18 protein-coding genes and 1 riboswitch are annotated in these 21,967 nt (G+C 63.6%); of the genes, 11 read left to right on the top strand and 7 right to left on the bottom strand.

The genetic code is table 11. The annotated features are described in order from the left end of the window. Positions 1-104: 104 nt before the first annotated feature. Positions 105-1,457, bottom strand: a complete 1,353-nt coding sequence (locus WH303_RS07135; protein WP_339517642.1) for an MFS transporter — start codon at positions 1,455-1,457, stop codon at positions 105-107. A 187-nt stretch (positions 1,458-1,644) separates the two neighbouring features. Here WH303_RS07135 and cyoA point away from each other — a divergent pair, with 187 nt between their 5' ends. The 7 genes from cyoA to WH303_RS07100 all read left to right on the top strand — a co-directional run bounded on the left by cyoA (position 1,645) and on the right by WH303_RS07100 (position 8,548). After that, a complete protein-coding gene (cyoA, locus tag WH303_RS07130; RefSeq protein ID WP_021026724.1) occupies positions 1,645-2,700 on the top strand; it encodes a ubiquinol oxidase subunit II in 1,056 nt (351 codons plus the stop codon). A 30-nt stretch (positions 2,701-2,730) separates the two neighbouring features. Next, positions 2,731-4,734 carry a cytochrome o ubiquinol oxidase subunit I gene (gene cyoB / locus WH303_RS07125; RefSeq protein WP_027010869.1) on the top strand — a complete coding sequence of 668 codons (2,004 nt, stop codon included), beginning with the start codon at positions 2,731-2,733 and terminating at the stop codon, positions 4,732-4,734. Continuing rightward, the gene (gene cyoC / locus WH303_RS07120) at positions 4,727-5,350 is read left to right on the top strand and encodes a cytochrome o ubiquinol oxidase subunit III (protein ID WP_021026722.1); all 624 of its coding nucleotides are present in this window, start codon (positions 4,727-4,729) and stop codon (positions 5,348-5,350) included. Before cyoB ends, cyoC begins: the two co-directional genes overlap by 8 nt. Then, a complete protein-coding gene (gene cyoD / locus WH303_RS07115; RefSeq protein WP_116925060.1) occupies positions 5,351-5,779 on the top strand; it encodes a cytochrome o ubiquinol oxidase subunit IV in 429 nt (142 codons plus the stop codon). A gap of 69 nt (positions 5,780-5,848) precedes the next feature. Continuing rightward, a complete protein-coding gene (locus WH303_RS07110; RefSeq protein ID WP_339517906.1) occupies positions 5,849-6,604 on the top strand; it encodes an SURF1 family protein in 756 nt (251 codons plus the stop codon). A 137-nt stretch (positions 6,605-6,741) separates the two neighbouring features. Then, positions 6,742-8,043, top strand: coding sequence for an ATP-binding protein (locus WH303_RS07105; protein WP_445228134.1), 1,302 nt, complete (start codon positions 6,742-6,744; stop codon positions 8,041-8,043). Next, entirely contained in the window at positions 8,006-8,548 is a 543-nt protein-coding gene (locus tag WH303_RS07100; RefSeq protein WP_339517637.1) for a response regulator transcription factor, read from the top strand. Before WH303_RS07105 ends, WH303_RS07100 begins: the two co-directional genes overlap by 38 nt. Before the next feature lie 18 nt (positions 8,549-8,566). Here WH303_RS07100 and WH303_RS07095 read toward each other — a convergent pair whose 3' ends face one another. Beyond that, positions 8,567-9,466 (bottom strand): LysR family transcriptional regulator, encoded by a 900-nt coding sequence (locus WH303_RS07095; RefSeq protein ID WP_339517635.1) that lies wholly within the window; start codon positions 9,464-9,466, stop codon positions 8,567-8,569. A gap of 168 nt (positions 9,467-9,634) precedes the next feature. On the opposite strand from WH303_RS07095, the gene WH303_RS07090 reads away from it, so the two are divergent. Together WH303_RS07090 and WH303_RS07085 are read left to right on the top strand one after the other, a co-directional pair. Then, on the top strand, positions 9,635-10,726 hold the full coding sequence (locus tag WH303_RS07090) for a YeiH family protein (RefSeq protein ID WP_339517633.1): 1,092 nt from the start codon (positions 9,635-9,637) through the stop codon (positions 10,724-10,726). Between the two features lie 117 nt (positions 10,727-10,843). Further along, complete coding sequence (locus WH303_RS07085) at positions 10,844-12,127, top strand: O-acetylhomoserine aminocarboxypropyltransferase/cysteine synthase family protein (RefSeq protein ID WP_339517631.1); 1,284 nt, start codon at positions 10,844-10,846, stop codon at positions 12,125-12,127. Between the two features lie 116 nt (positions 12,128-12,243). Here WH303_RS07085 and WH303_RS07080 read toward each other — a convergent pair whose 3' ends face one another. The 3 genes from WH303_RS07080 to mntP all read right to left on the bottom strand — a co-directional run bounded on the left by WH303_RS07080 (position 12,244) and on the right by mntP (position 15,157). After that, positions 12,244-12,855 carry an OmpW/AlkL family protein gene (locus WH303_RS07080; protein WP_027010866.1) on the bottom strand — a complete coding sequence of 204 codons (612 nt, stop codon included), beginning with the start codon at positions 12,853-12,855 and terminating at the stop codon, positions 12,244-12,246. Positions 12,856-13,142: 287 nt separating this feature from the next. Further along, complete coding sequence (locus tag WH303_RS07075; protein WP_021026715.1) at positions 13,143-14,144, bottom strand: DUF808 domain-containing protein; 1,002 nt, start codon at positions 14,142-14,144, stop codon at positions 13,143-13,145. 443 nt (positions 14,145-14,587) lie between these two features. Next, on the bottom strand, positions 14,588-15,157 hold the full coding sequence (mntP, locus tag WH303_RS07070; RefSeq protein WP_339517628.1) for a manganese efflux pump MntP: 570 nt from the start codon (positions 15,155-15,157) through the stop codon (positions 14,588-14,590). Positions 15,158-15,176: 19 nt separating this feature from the next. Beyond that, positions 15,177-15,342, bottom strand: a riboswitch (yybP-ykoY riboswitch). A gap of 417 nt (positions 15,343-15,759) precedes the next feature. Here mntP and WH303_RS07065 point away from each other — a divergent pair. Next, complete coding sequence (locus tag WH303_RS07065; protein ID WP_021027626.1) at positions 15,760-17,292, top strand: NCS1 family nucleobase:cation symporter-1; 1,533 nt, start codon at positions 15,760-15,762, stop codon at positions 17,290-17,292. Between the two features lie 15 nt (positions 17,293-17,307). Then, positions 17,308-18,042, top strand: coding sequence for an aspartate/glutamate racemase family protein (locus WH303_RS07060; RefSeq protein WP_021027627.1), 735 nt, complete (start codon positions 17,308-17,310; stop codon positions 18,040-18,042). 83 nt (positions 18,043-18,125) lie between these two features. On the opposite strand, the gene WH303_RS07055 is transcribed toward WH303_RS07060, so the two are convergent. Together WH303_RS07055 and WH303_RS07050 are read right to left on the bottom strand one after the other, a co-directional pair. Then, on the bottom strand, positions 18,126-19,247 hold the full coding sequence (locus WH303_RS07055; protein WP_232539663.1) for a VWA domain-containing protein: 1,122 nt from the start codon (positions 19,245-19,247) through the stop codon (positions 18,126-18,128). A gap of 116 nt (positions 19,248-19,363) precedes the next feature. Further along, complete coding sequence (locus WH303_RS07050) at positions 19,364-21,928, bottom strand: DUF5682 family protein (protein WP_339517626.1); 2,565 nt, start codon at positions 21,926-21,928, stop codon at positions 19,364-19,366. Between the last annotated feature and the right edge of the window lie 39 nt (positions 21,929-21,967).

The following is a 21,967-nucleotide window of genomic DNA, read 5'->3' as shown; positions in this document are numbered from 1 at the left end:
CTGCAGAAGCCAAGCTCTGCAGCTTTTTTTTCACCAAGGCCCAGGAGCTCAGGTCAATCCTTCGTCCCGGCTGTCCGCAATGGACAGTCCCTTGATAAAACCGGTCAGGTGCTGGCCTCGGCGCTTTCGCGCGACTCCAGTGCACGGTTGATGCCCAGGGCCGCCAAGGTACAGACGGCACCCGACAGCAGATAGAGGCAGACAGCGATCAGGCCGAACTTGGCCGACAAGCCCAGTGCCACCAGCGGTGCAAAGGCTGCGCCCACCAGCCAGGCCATGTCCGTGGACAGCGCAGCGCCGGTGTAGCGGAAGCGCGGCGAGAAGTTGGCGGTGACCGTTCCGGACGACTGGCCGTAGGACAGGCCCAGCAGCACAAAGCCGACGATGATGAAGATGTTGTTACCGGTCACGCCGCTGGACAGCAGCTTGGGCGTGGCCAGGCTGAACAGCGCAATCAGCACCGCCATCGCGCCCAGGGTGTTGCGCCGGCCAAAACTGTCTGCCAGCTTGCCCGAGGCCACAATCGCCAGCGCCGCGCAGAAGGCCCCCAGAATCTGCACCCCCAGCACATGGGTGATGGGCTGGTCCGAATAGAGCGAAATCCAGGACAGCGGAAACACGGTGACCAGGTGGAACAGCGCAAAGCTGGCCAGCGCGGCAAAGGCGCCGATGGCCACATGGCTGCCCTCCTCGTCGATCAGGCGGGTGACGCTGACGGGTTCGAGCTCGCGCTCCTGCATCGCCTGGGTGTAGGTCTGGCCCAGCACCAGCTGCAGCCGCGCAAACAGGGCCACCACGTTCACCGCAAAGGCGACATAGAACGGATAGCGCCAGCCAAAGCTGAGGAACTCGGCCTTGGACAGCGCGCTGTACAGGTAGGCGAACAGGCCGGCGGCCAGCACAAAGCCCAGTGGCGCGCCCAGCTGGCCGATCATCGCGTACCAGCCTCGGCGGTTGCTTGGCGCGTTCATCGCCAGCAGCGACGGCAGGCCATCCCAGGAGCCGCCCAGTGCCAGGCCCTGCGCAAAGCGGAACAGCGCCAGCAGCCAGATGGCGGTGCGGCCGAGAACCTCATACCCGGGTAAAAAGGCGATACCGACCGTGGAGACACCCAGCAAAAACAGGGCCACTGTCATTTTGGCGGCACGTCCCCAGCGGCGCTGGATGGCCATCGAGATGGCGGTGCCGACCGGTCTGGCGACAAAAGCGATGGAGAAGACCGCAAATGACAGCAAAGTGCCATTGAGCTGCGAAAAGTTGGGAAAAAAGACGCTTGGAAAGACCAAGACCGCCGCTATGCCAAATACGAAAAAATCAAAATACTCTGACGAACGGCCGATAATCACCCCGACCGCGATCTCGCCAGGTGTTACATCTTCTTCAGAATGGGCACGGGGACGGGGATCAGCACCGGGGGTGCCGCCGACAGGAGATGCTGTGTAACCGAGACTACTCATACAAAAGCTCCTTCCTCAAGCTGTTACCGGCCTGCTGAGACCGTACCTTTACCAGGAGCCTAGCTGGGTACTTTCTGAGAGGGCGTAGGACAAAATGTCCAATCGACAGGCCTGCCTCTAGCATTTACATTTGGGGGGATTTTGCAATCCATGTTTATACCTAAGCGCGCTTGCCGTGCCCTTTCGCATGCCTGATCTGAAAAAACTTCACGGGCCCTCACGGCTCGTTGCGGCGTTACTGGTTGCCGCCAGCCTTGCAGGCTGTAACACCGTCGTTCTCAACCCTGCGGGTGACGTGGCGGCGCAGTCCGGCAATTTGGTGATCATCGCCACCTTGCTGATGCTGATCATCATCGTTCCGGTGATCGTGCTGATCCTCTTGTTCGCGTTCAAGTACCGCGAAAGCAATGAGCCCGCCGACTACGATCCCGAGTGGCACCACTCCACGGTGCTGGAGCTGGTGATCTGGTCCGTTCCGCTGCTGATCATCATCGCGCTGGGCGCGCTGACCTGGATCTACACCCACAAGCTCGACCCCTACCGTCCTCTGGACCGCATTGACGCCAACCGCCCTCTGGCTGCGGACGTCAAGCCGCTGGAAGTCGAAGTGGTGGCCATGGACTGGAAGTGGCTGTTCATCTACCCTGAGCAAGGCATTGCCACCATCAACGAGCTGGCCGCGCCCGTGGACCGTCCGATCCGCTTCAAGCTGACCTCGACCACGACGATGAACGCCTTCTACGTACCTGACCTGGCCGGCATGATCTATGCCATGCCATCGATGCAGACACAGCTGAACGCCGTGATCAACAAGCCTGGCGTCTACAAGGGCATGAGCTCGCACTACAGCGGCTCGGGCTTTGCCGGCATGACCTTCAAGTTCCACGGCCTGAGCAATGGCGACTTCGACGCCTGGGTGCAAAAGGCCAAGACCGAAGGCGCGACCCTGGACCGTGCGGAATACGTGAAGCTGGAAAAGCCCAGCGAGCGCGATCCTGTGCGCCTGTTCAGCACCGTTGACAGCACCCTGTACCACGCCGTGCTCAACCGCTGCGTTGAAGCGGGCAAGATGTGCATGGACGAGATCATGGCCAAGGATGCGATGGCCAACATGAAGGCCCGTGCAGCTGCAGGCAAGAGTGTTTCGCTGATCCCTGAGGACGACGTGTGCACGGTGGCCAACGCCCCTGCCGTGGTCGCCTCCCTGGGCGAGCCAGCGCCTGGCACCCCCGTGGCGCAGTAACCCCATCGAGAATTTTCAAAGAGACTCAATATGTCCGTAGCTACAAACGTAAGCCATGACCCGCTCCTCGGGCGGCTGACATGGAATGACATACCGATGGTGCATGAGCCCATCGTGTTGTGGACCTTCATCGCCGTGGTCCTGGGCGGCCTCGTGGTCGTCGCCGGTATCACCAAGTTCAAACTTTGGGGTCCGCTGTGGAAGAACTGGATCTGCTCCATCGACCACAAGAACATCGGGATCATGTACATGATCCTGGGCCTGGTCATGTTCCTGCGCGGCTTTGCCGACGCGATCATGATGCGTGGCCAGCAGGCGCTGGCCGCCGGTGAATCGATGGGCTACCTGCCCCCGCACCACTACGACCAGATCTTCACCGCCCACGGCGTGATCATGATCTTCTTCGTGGCCATGCCTTTTGTGACCGGCCTGATGAACTATCTGGTGCCGCTGCAAATCGGTGCGCGTGACGTGGCCTTCCCGTTCCTGAACAACTTCAGCTTCTGGATGACCACCTCCGGCGCCGTGCTGGTGATGGCCTCGCTGTTCGTCGGTGAGTTCTCCACCCTGGGCTGGCTGGCACTGTCGGGTCTGGGCGAGTACCACCCGGGCGTGGGTCTGGATTACTACATCTGGGCGCTGCAGATTGCCGGCGTCGGGACGACCTTGTCCGGTATCAACCTGATCGTGACCATCATCAAGATGCGCGCGCCTGGCATGAACCTGATGAAGATGCCTATCTTCACCTGGACCTCGCTGTGCACCAACGCGCTGATCGTCGCCTCCTTCCCGATCCTGACCGCTGTGCTGGTGCTGATGACCCTGGACCGCTACGTCGGCACCAACTTCTTCACCAACGAGCTGGGCGGCAACCCCATGCTGTACGTGAACCTGATCTGGATCTGGGGCCACCCAGAGGTCTACATCCTGATCCTGCCTGCGTTCGGCGTGTTCTCTGAAATCGTTGCGACCTTCTCGCGCAAGCGCCTGTTCGGCTACACCTCGATGGTGTATGCGACCGTGTGTATCACCATCCTGTCCTGGCTGGTGTGGCTGCACCACTTCTTCACCATGGGGTCCGGTGCCAGCGTGAACTCGTTCTTCGGCATCACGACGATGATCATCTCGATCCCGACCGGCGCCAAGATCTTCAACTGGCTGTTCACGATGTACCGTGGCCGCATCAAGTTCACCGTGCCCATGCTGTGGACCGTGGGCTTCATGCTGACCTTCACCATCGGTGGTATGACCGGTGTGCTGCTGGCCGTGCCGCCTGCTGACTTCGTGCTGCACAACTCGCTGTTCCTGATCGCCCACTTCCACAACGTCATCATTGGTGGCGTCGTGTTTGCCGTGTTCGCCGGTATCAACTACTGGTACCCCAAGGCCTTCGGCTACCGCCTCGATGAGTTCTGGGGCAAGGCATCGTTCTGGTTCTGGTTCTTCGGCTTCTGGGTTGCGTTCACGCCGCTGTACGTGCTGGGCCTGATGGGTGTGACCCGTCGTGTCAACCACTACGAAGACACCTCGCTGCAGATCTATTTCATCATCGCGGCCTTCGGCGCTGTGCTGATCGCGCTGGGTATCGCCTGCTTCTTCATCCAACTGTTCGTCAGCTACCTCAAGCGCGACCAGCTGCGTGATGTGACCGGTGACTGCTGGAACGGCCGTACCCTGGAATGGGCTACCTCGTCGCCTCCTCCCCAATACAACTTCGCCTTCACGCCTGCCGTGCATGACAGCGACGCCTGGTGGGACATGAAGAAGCACAGCTACAAGCGCAAGCTCGACGGTTTCGTGGAAATCCACATGCCCAAGAACACTGGCGCCGGCTTCGTGATCTCGATGATCGCCCTGGTCTTTGGTTTCGCGATGATCTGGCACATGTGGTGGATCGCAGGCATCAGCTTTGCCGGCATCGTGTTGGTCTCGATCATCCACACCTTCAACTACAAGCGTGACTATTACATCCCTGCAAGCGAAGTAGCAGCCACCGAAGAAGAACGTACCCAACTGTTGGCCCGCCATGTCTAATCACAACACCCTCGCCGGCGCGACCGGTACCCGTGACTACTTCCTCAAGGAAGAACCGCACGTTGAAAATGGCACCGCTCTGGGCTTCTGGCTCTACCTGATGAGCGACTGCCTGATCTTTGCTGCCCTCTTCGCCACCTATGGCGCGCTGGGCCGCAACTATGCAGGCGGCGCAGGTGGCGCCGAGCTGTTCGACCTGAGCCTGGTGGCCATCAACACCGCCTTGCTGCTGCTGTCGTCCATCACCTTCGGCTTTGCCATGCTGGCCAAGCAAAAGGGCTCGGTCAAGGGCACCGTCGTCTGGCTGATCATCACCATGCTGTTTGGCGCCGGTTTCCTGGGCGTGGAACTCTATGAGTTCCACCACCTGATCCATGTGGGCGCTGGCCCGCAGAGCAGCGCTGCGATGTCGGCCTTCTTTGCACTGGTGGGCACCCACGGTCTGCACGTGACCTTTGGTCTGGTGTGGCTGGTGGTGCTGCTGCTGCAAATCGGCAAGCACGGCCTGACCCGCGAGAACAACCGCCGCCTGATGTGTCTGTCGATGTTCTGGCACTTCTTGGACGTGGTCTGGATCGGCGTCTTCTCCTTCGTATATTTGATGGGAGTGCTGTAAATGAGCGCACAACATAACCACGCAGCACACGGCCACGATGACCACGGTCATGACGATGGCCCACACAGCACCTTCTCGGGCTACATGATCGGCTTTTTCCTGTCGATCATCCTGACGGCCATCCCCTTCGCTGTGGTGATGGGTGATGTGTTCGAGAACCGCACCACCACCGTGGTCGTGATCGCCTTCTTCGCGGTCGTGCAGATCATCGTGCACATGGTCTACTTCCTGCACATGAACGGCAAGATCGAAGGCGGCTGGACCCTGATGTCCACCATCTTCACGATCGTGTTCGTGGCCGTGACCCTGGCCGGTACCTTGTGGGTCATGTACCACATGAACACCAACATGATGCCTGGCCACAACCACAACCCGGCCGCCGTGACCCAGCAGCAACCTGCTGCCAGCGAAGGCCACACCAACCACTAAGCTGTTTTGACCAACGAAACGCAACGGAATGCGCAGGGCCAGCCCCGGCATTCCGCACTTTTTCAGGCGATGCTCGCAACCGTGGGCATCGCCTTGTTCTTGGGCTTTTGCGCCTTGGGCACCTGGCAGGTCTACCGCCTGCAGTGGAAGCTCGACCTCATCGAGCGGGTCGAGCGCCGGGTGCACAGTGCGCCCCAGCCCGTACCTGCAATAACCAGCTGGCCCCAGCTCGATGCCAAGGCCATGGAGTACCAGCCCAGCCAGCTGCAAGGCCAGTGGCTGACGGACAAGACCGTGCTGACCCAGGCCACCACGGCGCTGGGTTCGGGATTTTGGGTGCTCACGCCGCTGCAGCGTGCCGATGGCAGCCAGGTGCTGGTGAACCGCGGCTTTGTGCCCGACGCCTTGCGCCGTGACTGGGCAGGCGGCCCGCAGCTCACGGCAGCGACGCCCACGGGCGAGGTCAGCGTGACCGGCCTGCTGCGCGCTACCGAGCCCAAAGGCGGCTTTCTGCGCGACAACGACCCGCAGGCCCAGCGCTGGTTCTCGCGCGATGTGCAGGCCATTGCACAGGCCCAGGGCCTGGCGCAAGTGGCGCCCTTCTTCATCGACGAAGGCCTGCCCGATGGCAGTGCCGAGCTGGTGGGCGAGCAAAAGCGCAGCAGCGCCAGCGACCTGCAAGGCCAGCAGTGGCCACGCGCAGGGCTCACGCAGGTTCGCTTTGTCAACAACCACCTGGTCTATGCGCTGACCTGGTATGGCCTGGCCCTGATGGTGGTGGGCGCCACCTGGCTGGTGCTGCGCCGACGCAAGGGCGCGCGTTAGCCACGGTGCAGTTACCGGCGCTTAGCGGCGCCGGTAACACTGGCAGGCGCAAGGCCTGCCGCCTGCGGCACAATTGCACGGTGCCACTGTCCATCCCCTCCCCTTTTCAGGTCACCCACACCACTGACCGCCAGAACATGCAGCTGCTCATCCAGCTGCGCTGGCTGGCGGTGGTCGGCCAGGTGGTCACCATCTCGCTGGTCCGCTGGGGCTTTGACATCTACCTGCCGCTGTACGAGATGTTTGCCGTGCTGGCCGGCCTGGTCATCACCAACCTGATCTGCGTCTGGTGGCTGCGCTGGCGCCAGCACGATATCTCGTCCAGCGATCTGTTTGTGGCGCTGCTGGCCGATGTCGGGGCGCTTAGCCTGCAGCTCTACCTCAGCGGCGGCGCCAACAACCCCTTCATCACCTTGTTCCTGCTCCAGGTCACCTTGGGGGCGGTGTTGCTCAAGCCCTTCTACGCCTGGGGCATTGTGGTGGTCACCGGCTGCTGCGCGGTGGCGCTAGCGTTTTTCTACCAGCCGCTGCAGATCATGAGCCACCGCAGTGGTGCCATGCATGCGCTCTACCTGCTGGGGCTGCTGATCAGCTTTGGGCTCAATGCCATCTTGCTGGTCTCCTTCATCAACCGCATCATGTCCAACCTGCAGCTGCGCGATGCGCGCCTGGCCGACCTGCGCCAGCGCGCGGCCGAAGAGGAGCACATCGTGCGCATGGGCCTGCTGGCCAGCGGCGCCGCCCATGAGCTGGGCACGCCGCTGTCGACCTTGGCGGTGATTCTGGGTGACTGGCAGCGCATGCCCTCGATCGCGCAGGACAGCGAGCTGATGGAGGATCTGCACGAGATGGAGCACCAGGTGCAGCGCTGCAAATCCATCGTCACCGGCGTGCTGCTGTCGGCCGGTGAGACGCGCGGCGACGCGCCCCAGAGCACCACCCTGGTCACCTTCATGGACCGGGTCGCCGCACAGTGGCAAAGCCACCGCCAGCCCGGCAACTTCGTCTACCGCAAGCAGGTCGCGCGCGATATTCCGATCATCTCGGATACCTCGTTGCAACAGATGATTTTCAATGTGCTGGACAATGCGCTGGAAGCCTCGCCGGGTTTTGTGCAGCTGGTGGTGGAATGCCCCGCGCAGGACGATGCCCAGCTGGTGCTGCAGGTGACCGACAGCGGCCCGGGTTTCAAGAGCGAGATCCTGGCCCATCTGGGCAAGCCCTACCAGTCCACCAAACAGCGCCCTGGCGGTGGCCTGGGCCTGTTTCTGGTGATGAATGTGGCCCGCTCGCTGGGCGGCCATGTCGAGGCCCGCAACCGCGAGCAGCACCTGGGCGGCGGTGCAGCTGTACGCATCAGCCTGCCGCTGGCCTCCATTGCCCTGGATGACGAACCACACCATGACGCCAACCCAAGAACGCCTCTTACTCCTGGTTGAAGACGATGCCGCCTTTGCCCGCACGCTGCGCCGCTCCTTCGAGCGCCGTGGCTACCGCGTGCTGCATGCCAGCAGCGCCGACGAAGTGGCGCAGCTCTTGCAGACCGAGCGCCCGCAGTATGCGGTGATGGACTTGAAGCTCGCAGGCCACGCCTCGGGCCTGTCCTGCGTGCAGTTGCTGCATGCGCAAAACCCCGATGCGCTGATCGTCGTGCTGACTGGCTATGCCAGCATCGCCACCGCGGTCGAAGCCATCAAGCTGGGCGCCTGCCACTACCTGGCCAAGCCCTCCAACACCGACGACATCGAGGCGGCCTTCAGCCGGGTCGAAGGCAGCACCGAGGTGGACCTGACTGCCGCCACCACCTCGATCAAGACGCTGGAGTGGGAAAAGATCCACGAAACGCTGGCCGAGACCGGCTTCAACATCTCCGAGACCGCGCGCCGCCTGGGCATGCACCGCCGCACCCTGGCGCGCAAGCTCGACAAGCAGCACGTTCGCTAGGGGCCTGTTCACAGAGGCTCAGGCAGCGTCCATACAGGCCTGCACCAAGGCCTGCAGCACCGGTGACCGCTGCTTGCCCTGGCGCTGCAGCAGCGAAAACTGGCGCCGCATCGGCGGCAACAGGCTGTGCAGCACCGCCAGCTCGCCGCGCTCGATCCAGGGCTGGGCAATGACGCGCGACAGGCAGCTGATGCCCGCCCCACGCGCCACGGCCGTGCAAATGGCTTCGGAGCTGCCCAGCACCGCTGCAATCGGCCATTCCCGCAACTGGGACAGCACGGTGAACTCCACCGCCTCGCGCGTGCCCGAGCCCTCTTCACGCAGCAGCCAGCGGCAAGCGCCCAGCTGCTGGGCGCTGACAGGGCTGTGGCCGGCAGCGGCCACCAGCGCATGGCCCGGCGCGGCAATCAGCACCAGCTCATCCTCACGCCAGGGCTGCACCTCCAGCGCCGGCCAGTGGCTCACCCCTTCGATAAAGCCCAGGTCCACACTGGCCTCGCCCACCGCTTCGGCCACTTCGCGCGTGTTGCCGATCACCACCTCAAACTGCACCAGCGCATAGCGCTGCATAAAGTCCGCCAGGATGGCCGGCAGCACATGGTTGGCAATCGTGGTGCTGGCTGCCAGCCGCAACACCACGGGCGCCATCGGCTCGGTCTGCTGCGTGGCCTGCTCCAGCTGCAAGGCCAGCTCCAGCAAGCCCTGCGCTTGCGGCCAGAGGCTGCGCCCCAGGTCATTGAGCACCAGGCGCTTGCCGCTGCGCGCAAACAGCTGCGCGCCCAGGCCCGCCTCCAGCTGCTGCAAGGCGGCGCTCACGGCTGATTGCGACAGGCCGATGGTCTGCGCTGCGGCGACGGTGCTGCCGCTGTGGGCGATGGCGCAGAAAACCTCCCACTGGCGCAGGCTGAGATGGAGCATGGGGATGGCGCCCAAGGCGCTTGGGTTGATGAAAAAATATCTACCTATTTTATCGATAGATATTAACCAAACAATTAGTTATACAGATATAAGAATAATTTCTATAGTGACTCCATATCGCCCGGCAGGCCACCGCTTTTGGTCCTGGCAGGGCCTCTGGAACCACCCATGTCACTCGCCCCCCTCTCCCTCCCCCAACTGCGCAACAGCCACTGGCTCGACAGCGCCAAACGCCTCGTGCCGGGCTTGCTGCTGTGCGCGGCCATTGCCTGGTTGGCCAGCACGCTCGCAGCCCTGCCCTGGTTTGGCAGCCATGGGCTGAGCGCGCTCACGCTGGCCATCGTCATCGGCATGCTGGTGGGCAATACCGTCTATGGCTGGGTGCAGGCGCCGGCCGCTGCGGGGGTGGGCCTGTCCAAGCAGCAGCTGCTGCGCCTGGGCATCATCCTCTATGGCCTGCGCCTGACCTTCCAGGACATCTCTGCCGTGGGCGCCAGCGGCGTGCTGATCGATGCGCTGATGCTCGGCAGCACCTTTGTGCTGGCGCAGTGGCTGGGCCAGCGCTGGCTGGGTCTGGATGCCCGCACCAGCATGCTGGTGGGCGCGGGCAGCGCCATCTGCGGCGCAGCGGCCGTGCTGGCCACCGCCCCGGTGGCCAAGGCGCGCGCCGATGATGTGGCAGTCGCCATCGCCACCGTGGTGGTCTTTGGCACGGTGGGCACCTTTTTGTACCCCGTGCTCTACCAGTGGCTCGCGCCCAGCCTGCAGATGAGCGAGGCCGGCTATGGCCTCTGGGTGGGCTCGACCGTGCATGAGGTGGCGCAGGTGGTCGCTGCTGGCGGCGCCATCAGCAGCAGCGCGGCCGACACCGCCGTGGTCGCCAAGATGGTGCGGGTGATGATGCTGGCCCCGTTTCTGATTGCGCTGTCGCTGTGGCTGGCCAAGCGGCCTGGCAATGATGCACCGGCCCCGCAGCCCGCCGCCAACGGCGCCGTGCAGGCCCGCCAGATCACCATTCCCTGGTTTGCCTTGGGCTTTGTTGCGGTCGCGGGCATCCATTCGCTGGGCGTCATCCCGGCGCAGGCACTCGCCATCGGCGTGCAGTGGGACAACGCGCTGCTGACGATGGCAATGGCCGGCCTGGGCCTCACTACCCATGTGCGCTCGGTGCGGGCTGCGGGCATCAAGCCCTTGCTGCTGGCCCTGGTGCTGTTTGTCTGGCTGGTGCTGGGCGGGCTGGCGGTCAATACCTGGATTTGAGGGCGCTACGAGGCCTCTGCGGCCTCATAAGCTCATACCCAAAAAATCGTTGGCCCGGCGCGCAAAACTGCTACAACGGGCAGGCATCTTTCCGCCAACAACAAGGATTCCAACACCATGCGCATCGAGACATTGGCCGTTCACGCAGGCTATTCGCCCGACCCCACTACCAAGGCTGCGGCCGTGCCCATCTACCAGACGGTGGCCTACGCCTTTGACAGCGCGCAGCACGGCGCCGACCTGTTTGATTTGAAGGTGCCGGGCAATATCTACACCCGCATCATGAACCCGACCACCGATGTGCTGGAAAAGCGCGTGGCAGCGCTCGAAGGCGGCATTGCCGCGCTGGCGCTGGCCTCGGGCATGGCAGCGATCACCGCAGCCATCCAGACCCTGGCCGAAGCGGGCGACAACATCGTCTCGGCCAGCACCTTGTATGGCGGCACCTACAACCTGTTTGCGCATACCTTTCCGCAGCAAGGCATCGAGGTGCGCTTTGCCGATCCGCGCGACCCGGCCAGCTTTGGTGCCTTGATCGACGACAAGACCAAGGCCGTGTTCATCGAGTCCATCGGCAACCCGCTGGGCAATGTGACCGATATCCGGGCGCTCGCCGATGTGGCCCATCGCCATGGCGTGCCGCTGATCGTGGACAACACCGTGCCCTCGCCCTATCTGCTGCGCCCCATCGAGCATGGCGCCGACATTGTCGTGCATTCGCTCACCAAGTACCTGGGCGGCCATGGCACCAGCGTGGGCGGTGCCATCGTCGATAGCGGCAAGTTCCCCTGGGCCGAGCACAAGGCGCGCTTCAAGCGCTTGAACGAGCCCGATGTGAGCTACCACGGCGTGGTCTACACCGAAGCGCTGGGCCCTGCGGCCTATATCGGCCGCGCGCGCGTCGTGCCGCTGCGCAATATGGGCGCGGCCATTTCGCCGCAGAACGCCTTCCAGATCCTGCAAGGCATCGAGACCCTGGCGCTGCGCATGGACCGCATCTGCGAGAACACGCAAAAGATTGCCGAGACGCTGCAAAAGCACCCCAAGGTGGCCTGGGTGCGCTATGCCGGCCTGCCCGACCACCCGGACCATGCCACCTTGCAAAAGCAGTCGGGCGGTCGTGCCTCGGGCATTCTGTCCTTCAGCCTCAACGCCGCCGATGGCGAAGGGCGCGCTGCCGGTGCCCGCTTTCTGGATGCGCTGCAGCTGTTCACCCGCCTGGTCAATATTGGCGATGCCAAATCGCTGGCGACGCACCCGGCTTCGACCACGCACCGCCAATTGGACAGCGCAGAGCTGGATAAAGCCGGCGTGAGCGAAGGCATGGTGCGCCTCTCGGTCGGCATCGAGCATGTCGATGACCTGCTGGCCGATCTGGAGCAGGCGCTGGCCCAGGTCTGAGGGTCCGTCGCGCATAAAAAAGAGCCGCTTGCATAAAAAAGAGCCGCTTTCAGTAAGCGGCTCAATCACAGTGCTCTTTGGCTCCTGAACCACCAGGAGCGGGTTGTAGACCCCTTTTAGAAACGGTAGCCCACACCGACACCCAGCAACCAAGGATCCACCTTGAAGGTGCCCACCTTGGTGCCGGCCGAGCGCACATCGGTCTTGATGTAGACCTTCTTCACATCGACGTTGATCGACCAGTGCTTGTCCAGCATGTAGTCAAAGCCGATCTGCAGCGCCGGGCCAAAGCTGTTCTTCTTGATCGATGGATCGAGCGCGGCCTCGACGGCCGGCGCAAAGTTCACGTTCGAGAAGCGCGTGTAGTTCACACCAGCGCCCAGGTAGGGCTTGAAGGCGCCCATATTGGTGAAGTGGTACTGCGCGAGCAGGCTGGGCGGCAGGTGCTTGAGCGTGCCGATCTTGGCGCCGTCCGAGCGCAGGTCGTGCTTTTGCGGATAGGTCAGCACCAGCTCGGCCGCGATATTGGGCGTGAAGAAATAGGTCACATCCACTTCGGGAATCGTCTTGTCATTGATCGACAGACCCAGGCCGGTGGAGTCCTTGTTGGCGCTGTCCAGATGCACGGCGCGCACACGCACCTGCCAGGGGCTTTGCGCCTCTTGTGCCATCGCCGCGCCCGACGCCATTGCACATACAGCTGCCGCTGCCAACATCATTTTTTTCATCGTCATTGCCCTCGCTGCGATCTTGCTCGCATGGATTGAAAAGTAGCTGAACCCAGGCCGCATCTGCATGCCCCCACCCGCGCCAAGCGCCGTATCTGAAGGCGGCAGAGCAGTTTCTGCTGTCCATGCCTGCATCTTCTGCTTTAGCGGGCTGTACGGCCCTGACCCAGATCAACGAGACAAAACAAGCGATGAAAAAAGGCGGCCCGCTGTTGCGATGCCGCCTTCTGCTTCTTGCTGGCCGCGCCCGAGGGGCGCGGCCAGCAGCCATGCGCTGCTGCTTGCGATCAGTGCCCGCGCAGCTTGTGCCAGGCCTCCACCGCCAGCACCACCAGGCCACCAATGGCTGCACCAACAGCCACATGCACCAGCGTTGGGGCCAGCAGTGCCACCACGCCACCCATCGGGGCTACGGTACTCTCCAACCAGTGCTCGATCGGGCCAATGCCATGCACCAGCAGGCTGCCGCCCACCATGAACATCGCAGCCGTTCCGACAATCGACAGGCCACGCATCAGCCAGGGCGTAAACGCAATCAGGCCCCGGCCAAAAGCCTTGGCAGCGGCACTGGTCTTGCGCATCAGCCACATGCCCACATCGTCCATGCGCACAATACCGGCGACCAGGCCATAGACAAACACGGTGATCGCCAGCGCCACGGCCACCAGCACTGCAAACTGCTCCCACAGCGGCTTGCTGGCCACAGTGCCCAGCGCGATGGCGATGATTTCTGCAGACAGAATGAAATCGGTACGCACCGCACCCGCCACCTTGGCTTTTTCATAGGCCACAGGGTCCATGTTTTTCTCGCTGGCAGCCTTCACGGATGATGGCGCCACGCCCATCTGCGCAGCCTGCTCGGACTCCTTGACGGCATCATGGGGCGCCTGTTTGCCGGGCTTGTGGAACAGGCTCAGCACCTTCTCCACCCCTTCAAAACACAGAAAAGCGCCGCCAAGCATCAACAGCGGCGTGATCAACCAAGGCGCAAAAGCACTGATCAAAAGCGCTGCCGGCACCAAGATGACTTTGTTTTTGAGCGATCCCTTGGCCACCGCCCAGACCACCGGCAACTCCCGGTTGGCCTTGACCCCAGTCACCTGCTCGGCGTTCAGCGCCAGGTCATCGCCCAGCACCCCCGCCGTCTTTTGCACCGCCACCTTGGTCTGCGTGGCCACATCGTCCAGGATGGCCGTGCTCTTGCCCGCAGCCGTCTTGGTCATCAGCGCCACATCGTCAAGCAAGGTCGCAATATCATCGAGCAACATCAACAAACCAGCACCTGCCATTACGCACTCCCTGTCTAAATTCGGTGGCAAATCATAGCGATTTCACAAAGCAATGCCGTGTCAGGCCCCGTAAAACGGTGATTTCTACGTTTTGTTGGAGCTTGTTCACAAAACTTTATGCAGACCTTGTCAACAACTTCAGCCTGCGGCCCGTTGTACACCCATCTACACCAGAAAGGTGAAAGGACTGAAATGACTGAAGTGTTTGCTATTTGGCCTGAAGACGAACGTGACCGTAAGCGTGCTCCTGCCCGCTTCTGATACCAGCGCAGCCTGCAAGCGGTTGAGCCAGACCTAAAAACCCGGCACCCGCAGCGATTGCAAGCCCACTGATCTCTCTCACTTAAGCCCCGCTCTGCGGGGCTTTGTTTTGCCTGTAGCAACGCTCCTACAGCGCAAAACGCAGCCAAGCCCTCCGCCATGCCAGCAGAGGGCTTTGGCTTTTACACCGCCACCATGTGCTCGTACAGGATCAGCGAGCCAATCGCAATTAGCACCACACCACCCACCGCCTCTGCCCAGCGGCCGGTGATATTGCCCAGCACGCGGCCGACCATCACGCCCAGGGTCACCATCGCAAAGGTGGCAAAGCCGATGCTGAGCGCAACGACGGTGATGTTCACATCCAGAAATGCCAGGCCCACGCCTACCGCCATCGCGTCGATGCTGGTGGCAAAGCCGGTGGCCACCAGCAGCCAGAAGCCATGGCGCGCGGGCCGGCTCATCTCGGGCTCATCGGCGCTTTGAAAGGCACCCAGCACCATGCGGCCGCCCAGCACCAAGAGCAGCACAAAAGCAATCCAGTGGTCCCAGGCCTTCACATAATCGGCCGCGGCATAGCCCAGCGCCCAGCCCACCAGCGGCGTGATGGCCTCGATAACACCAAAGATCAGGCCGGTGCGCAGTGCCTCGGACCAACGGGGTTTGACAAGGGCAGAGCCTTTGCCAATCGCGGCGGCAAAGGCATCGGTAGACATGGCAAGCGCCAACAGGGAAATGGAAGCAGCGTTCATCGGAGGTTCTTCTAGGACAGTCGGGCATGAGCACAACGGCATGCCACCACTGCCCGACCGAGGTCGTGCTGGCATGCCGATGGTCTCGCCAACCGAAGAACGGATGTCTGCGCCACAGCATGCGAAATGCCGAGTATGTTGACGCAGACGCTTCCAGCGCGGAAGCAGGCTACTCCCCAAGGGAGCCCGCAGTCTAAACGCTGCGCAGCGCTTCGGAGCACATGGCCCCAAACGCGCCAAGTTCTTTAGGAATGGATCGCATTTCTGTCTTGCTGTTGCGGCCTGGACCCAGCAAAACGCCAGCCGCTACAAGCCGAAACATGAGCAAGCTCATGTATTGCAGCTCTCCCTTGGCACCCTCTGACAGAGGCAGCCAAGGCGTCTCCCAAGTAACAGTGTGGCACTTCACCCAGGGTTGCCCCTAGTTCATTTTCAGGTGTTTTGTATACACTTAATGTATGCATATGTGCACACAACGCATAGCCATTGAGGCCTGTTTTGTGCTGCACATGCCATGCATGGACCCGCGCACATGACGAGACAAACCCGGCCGCCAGGCCGCAAATAAGGCGCAGCTGGATGCGCCCGATCCAAGGATGTCAATGACCGATCTTGCAGCAGACCAGAACGCAGGCTTTGCCTTCAATCCCGCACAGCAGCGCCCGGCAGCGGCCGGTGCCTTGCCCGCCGGCGTATGCCCCTCGCTCTACAACAAAGACCTCGCGCCCACCAAGAAAGACAGCCGCTCCTGGGGTGCCTACAGCCTGTTCACGCTCTGGGCCAATGATGTGCACAGCCTGGGCAACTACGCCTTTGCCATCGGCCTGTTTGCGCTGGGCCTGGGCGGCTGGCAGATTCTGACGGCGCTGATGATGGGCGCCGCCTTGCTGTTTGTGCTGCTGACCTTGTCGGGCTTCATGGGCCCCAAGACGGGCGTGCCTTTTCCGGTGATGAGCCGCATCAGCTTTGGCACCCGGGGCGCGCAGATCCCGGCCTTGATCCGGGGCGGTGTCGCGATTGCCTGGTTCGGCATCCAGACCTACCTGGCCTCCAAGGTGCTCGATGTGCTGTTGATCACCCTCTTCCCCAGCCTGCAGGCGCTGCTGGCGCACCAGGTGCTGGGCCTGCCGGTGCTCGGCTGGATCAGCTTCAGCCTGCTGTGGGTGGTGCAGACGATGATTGCCTGCTGGGGCATGGAGAGCATCCGCAAGTACGAGGCCTTTGCCGGCCCGGTGATTCTGGTGACCTTTATCGCGCTGGCCGGCTGGGTGCTGTACAGCTCGGGCGGCAAGATCCAGTGGACGGCGCCCAAGCCCAGCACAGGTGCGGCGATGTGGGTGCAGATCATGGGTGCAGCCTCGCTGTGGGTCGCTATCTATGGCACCTTTGTGCTCAATTTCTGTGACTTCACCCGGGGTGCCACCTCGCGCAGCGCCGTGGTCAAGGGCAACTTCTGGGGTATCCCCATCAACATGCTGATCTTCGGCCTGATCGTCGTCGTGCTGACCGGCGGCCAGCTGGCGATCGATGGCACGCTGATCCTGAGCCCGACCGACATCGTCGAGAAGATCCCCAACAAGCCCTTGCTGGTGCTCGCCAGCCTGTCGCTGCTGATCCTGACCATCGCCGTCAACCTGATGGCCAACTTTGTCGCCCCCGCGCTGGCCCTGGCCAACCTGCTGCCGCGCCAGCTCAACTTCCGCCGCGCGGCCCTCGTCAGCGCCATCCTCGGCTTTGTGATCCTGCCCTGGAACCTCTACGATTCGCCGCTGGTGATCCTGTATTTCCTGGGCGGTCTGGGCTCGTTCCTGGGCCCACTGTTTGGCATCGTGATGGCCGACTACTGGCTGATCCGCAAGCAGCGCGTGCATGTGCCAGCGCTCTACAGCGATGACCGCAACGGCCCTTACCATTACGAAAACGGCGTCAACCGCCGCGCCATCCAGGCCCTGGTGCCCTCGGCCCTGATTGCGCTGCTTTTCGCCTTTTTGCCGGCGCTCGAATCGGTATCGCACTTTTCCTGGTTCATTGCGGCCGGGCTCGGCGGCCTGTTCTACTGGCTGCTGACGCCCAAGGGCCAGCACTATGAAGACCAGGACGGCGAGGCCATTGCCGTGAACCATGCCCAACATTGAGACGGAGTTTTTTGCATGCGCATCCTGATCGTGAACGTCAACACCACCGAGAGCATGACCGAGGCCATCGGCGCCCAGGCGCGCCGGGCAGCCGCACCGGGCACCGAGATCGTCGCCCTCACCCCGCGCTTTGGCGCCGAATCGGTAGAAGGCAATTTTGAGAGCTACCTCTGCGCTGTCGGCGTGATGGATGCCGTCATGCGCTATGACCAGCCCTTTGATGCCGTCATCCAGGCCGGCTACGGCGAGCATGGCCGCGAAGGCCTGCAAGAGCTGCTGGAAGTGCCCGTCGTCGACATCACCGAGGCTGCGGCATCGACGGCCATGTTCCTGGGCCACAAATACGCCGTCGTCACCACCTTGGACCGCGCTGTGCCCTTGATCGAAGACCGGCTCAAGCTGGCCGGGCTGGATGCGCGCTGCGCCTCGGTGCGCGCCAGCGGCATGGCCGTGCTGGAGCTCGAGAGCCAGCCCGAGCGCGCGGTCGATGCCATCGTGCAGCAGGCCGCCAAGGCCGTGGAAGAAGACCATGCCGAAGTGATCTGCCTGGGCTGCGGCGGCATGGCCGAGCTCGAAGACAAGGTGCGCAGCCGCACCGGCGTGCCCGTGGTCGATGGCGTGGCTGCCGCGGTGACCATTGCCGAATCGCTGGTGCGCCTGGGCCTCAAGACCTCCAAGGTGCGCACCTATGCGCCGCCGCGCGCCAAGCGCATTACCGGTTTTCCGCTGCCCGATTCGCTGGGCCGCTAAACGGCTCCGTCTCCCAGCCTCTGTTTACTCCAACCGCCCTGCTCCGCAGGGCTTTTTTCTGGCTGGGTGAGTGCCAGGCAGCGTCATTGACTGGTCTTGAAGCCTTGGGTTGCCGCCCAGGCCGCCACATCATCGCGGCGAATGGCGGCTGCCATCAGCTGCGGGAAGGCATCCGGCGTGCAGGCAAAGGAAGGCACGCCCAAGGCCGCTAGCTTGGCGGCCAGTGCGGCATCATAGGCGGGCGCGCCTTCGTCGCTCAGCGCCAGCAAGGTGATGAACTGCACGCCCGATTCCACCAGCTCGTTGGCACGGCGCAGCAGGCCGGATTCCACTCCCCCCTCGTACAGATCCGAGATCAGCACCAGGATGGTGTTGCGCGGCTCGCTGATCAGGCTTTGGCAGTAACCCACAGCGCCATTGATGTCGGTGCCGCCGCCCAACTGCACGCCAAACAGCACATCGACCGGGTCGTCAAGCTTGTCGGTCAGGTCCACCACCGCCGTGTCAAACACCACCAGCTTGGTGGCGACGGCAGGCAGGCTGGCCATCACCGCGCCAAAGATGCTGGAGTAGACCACCGAGTTGGCCATCGAACCGCTTTGGTCGATACACAGAATCACCTCGCGCTGCGGGCGGCGCGCCTTACGGCCGTAGCCGATCAAGGTCTCGGGGACGATGGTTTGGTACTCCGGCTGCCAGTGGCGCAGGTTGGCGCGTATCGTGCGGTTCCAGTCGATCTCAGCATGGCGCGGGCGGCGGTTGCGCTGGCTGCGGTCCAGCGCGCCGGCCACGGCGCTGCGCATCGGCTCTTCGAGCTTTTTCATCAGCTCGTCCACCACCTTGCGCACCACCAGGCGCGCGGTGGCCTTGGTGTTTTGCGGGATGACCGAGCCCAGCGAAATCAGGTTGGCCACCAGGTGCACATCGGGCTGCACGTTCTCCAGCATCTCGGGCTGCAGCAGCAACTCGCGCAGCTGCAGGCGCTCCATCGCATCGCGCTGCATCACCTGCACCACCTGGCTCGGAAAGTACTTGCGGATATCGCCGAGCCAGCGCGACACCGAGGGCGAAGAATTGCCCCGGCCGCCCTTGCGCGAACCGAGCTGGCTGTCGCCCTCGTAGAGCGCGGCCAGCGCCTGGTCCATTTCCTGCAGGCGTCCGCCCACGGTTCCGCAGCTGGCATCGGCCGGGCTGCCCAGCACCATGCGCCAGCGCTGCAAGCGGGTCGTCGGCTGCAGTGCCTCCGCCGCGTCGGCTGCCAGGGTTTGGCTATCGTCTTGCGCCGTGCCTGGCGCGGGATGGGTGGCATTCGTCATCGTCATCACTCCAGCGTTGGGGCGTCGTTGCGGGGGGCCGAGGCAGCGGCAATCTGCGCCAGCAACTCGGGCGGCAGCTCCAGCCCCAGCAAGGTGTTGAGCAATGGCAAGGCCAGCACGGCACGCGCCTCGTCCCAGGGTGCATCCTCATCGCCCAGCGCCAAGGCGGCAGGCGCGGCCGCACCGGCCACCGGCGCGCGCCGGGCCTTGTCGCCCAGGCTCTGGCGCTCATGCTTGCTGAAGTTGGCAAAGCTGCGCCGCACCAGCGGCAAAATCTGCGCAAACTGCACTTCGCCCAACCCGGCCAGCCAGGCATCGACGGCGCCCCAGATGGCTTCATCGTGCAGCAGCACCAGCGCCTGCTGGTTCAAAAAGCCATCCAGCCAGGCGGCGACATCCAGCGGCGCCGCGCCCAGTGAGAGGTTGCGGTTGAACTGCAGCACCACCTCGGCGCTGTCCAGCAGATGCTCATCGAGCAGCAGCCGGCAGGCCATGCCGCGCAGCAAGGCGGCAGCGGCATCGCCCATGGCCAGGCTGCGCAGCGCAGCGCGCCAGGCGTCGACTGCGGCTTGGGCTTGTGCATCGTTGCCACGCAGGCGCAGCGCCTCGTGCGCGGCCAGCACCTTGCCCTTCATCGCGGCAGCGGCCTCTTCGTCCATCGCCATGCAGGCGACGGGCAGGCCAATGGCGGCGCGCAGCACCAGCGAATCGATGACGGTGGCCAGCAAGGCGGTATCGGTCTGGCGCACGCTGCCGTAGCGGTACACATTGGCCAGCGGCGGCAGCGCCTGCAGCAGCTGGGCCACATCACCGGTGGTGGCCGCGCGCTCGGCCAGGGTGGCGATCAGCGACTCGACCAGCTGCGGCAGATTGGCCAGCAGCGCGTCGTCAATCGCCTGCGCAATCTCGGGCAAGGGCGTATCGGGCGGGAGGCTGGCGCGCAGGCGCGCGGTGGCGGCCTGCGCCACGGTGGCGCCATGCACGCTGGCCTCGATGATGCGCACGGCCAGCTCGGGCTCCCACTGCATCTGCCAGCTCTCGCGGAAGGTGCCACGGTTGCGCTGCGCATCGGCCGCGCGCGTGCCCCAGCCAATGCCCAACAAGCGCAGGCGGTGCAGAAAATGGCTGCGCGCCAGGTCGGTCTCCTTGCGCAGGTCCAGCGCCAGCAGTTTGCTCGCCGCCTCGGGCTTCATGCGCAGCGATTTCTGCTGCTGCTCAATATCGCGCTGCAGCGGCACCTGCGGCACATCGGCGGGCACCGTGCCCAGCACATGGCCGACGGTGAGCTCGTCGTCGATCAGGTTCAGCGGTGCGGTCTCGCCCATGCAGACCACCGTGACGATGGCCTCGTTGATCTCCTGCAGCCCCGGTATCGGCTGGCCGCGCATGGCAGCCAGCCCTTCGGCCAAACGGGTGGCCTCGATGATGTGGGCGCTGGAGCAGTCCAGGTCCTTGTCGCGCAGCAGCCGCGCCACGCGGGTCAGCCAGCCTGCGGTGCGCAAGGTGGCGGCATCGCGGGCGCTGCGTGCAGGTACGGCCAGGCCTTCTGCTGCATGCTGTGACAAGGCCGCATCGGCCCGGTAGCACTGCCAGAGATGCGCGTACCAGCCCGGCGAGGTGACGCCTGCGCCATAGCCGCTGCGGCTGGCCAGGTTGCGGTAGGTCCAGGGCGCCCAGGTCGCCAGCACCTTGGCCTTGGGCAAGCCCTTGAGCACGGCGCTGTCGGCCTTGGCGGTGGTGCTTTGCTGCAGCGCCGGCACATGCCAGGCGCCGCAGACCACCGCAATGCGCTGGTAGCCGGCCTTGACTGCCTCACGGATGCACTGGCGCATATGCGCCTCCCGCTGGGCCTCGCGCAGCACATAGTGGGGGCCGCGCCAGGCCTCGCCGTCGTCGCCCAGTTCGCTGCGCACTGCCGTCATGGCCTCGTTGATGCTGCTGAACAGCGCTTCGCTGTTACCCCGCTCTTCCACCAAGCGGTTCCACCAGCTCTCGCCATCCTCAAAGCCGGCCGCATGGGCGAGCCAGTCGAGCGGGTCGCGCATTGGCGGCTGCTTGCTCTCGATCGGTTCGCCGACGTCGCTGTCCATATCCACCACCGGGGCCGTGTCGGCGCTGGCCTCAGTGGCATCGCCTGGCGCCTCTTCCGCTTCCTCCAGCGCATCGTCCTCGCCCTCTTCCCCGTCCACCTCTTGCGCAGGCTCCGGCTTTTTCAGCGCCTGGCGCCGTGCCCAGTCCTGGGCCATCGCATGGGTTTGGGGCAGGTCGATAAAGCGCGTGGCCACGCCCTGCTCGCTCGCCCATTGCAGCGCCTGCCATTCGGGCGAGAACTCGGCAAAGGGGTAGAACGCGGCCTGGCTGGGCTCGTCTTGCATGTACACCAGCATGGCGACAGGCGGGCGCAGCTCGGCACTGCGCAGCATCGGCAGCAGGGCCTCGCCTTCGGGCGGGCCTTCCACCAGCAGGCAGTCGGGCTGCAGTTGCGCCAGCGCTTGCACCAGGCTGCGCGCACAGCCCGGGCCGTGGTGGCGAATGCCAAAGAAATGGACGTTGTCAGCAGAAGTGGCCATGGGCTCGGTCAGCGTTGTCGGGGGCAGAAGAAGAACGGC

The organism is Comamonas sp. MYb69, assembly GCF_037479315.1.
Classification (GTDB): domain Bacteria; phylum Pseudomonadota; class Gammaproteobacteria; order Burkholderiales; family Burkholderiaceae_C; genus Comamonas.
This window is presented reverse-complemented; position numbering and strand designations above follow the sequence as displayed.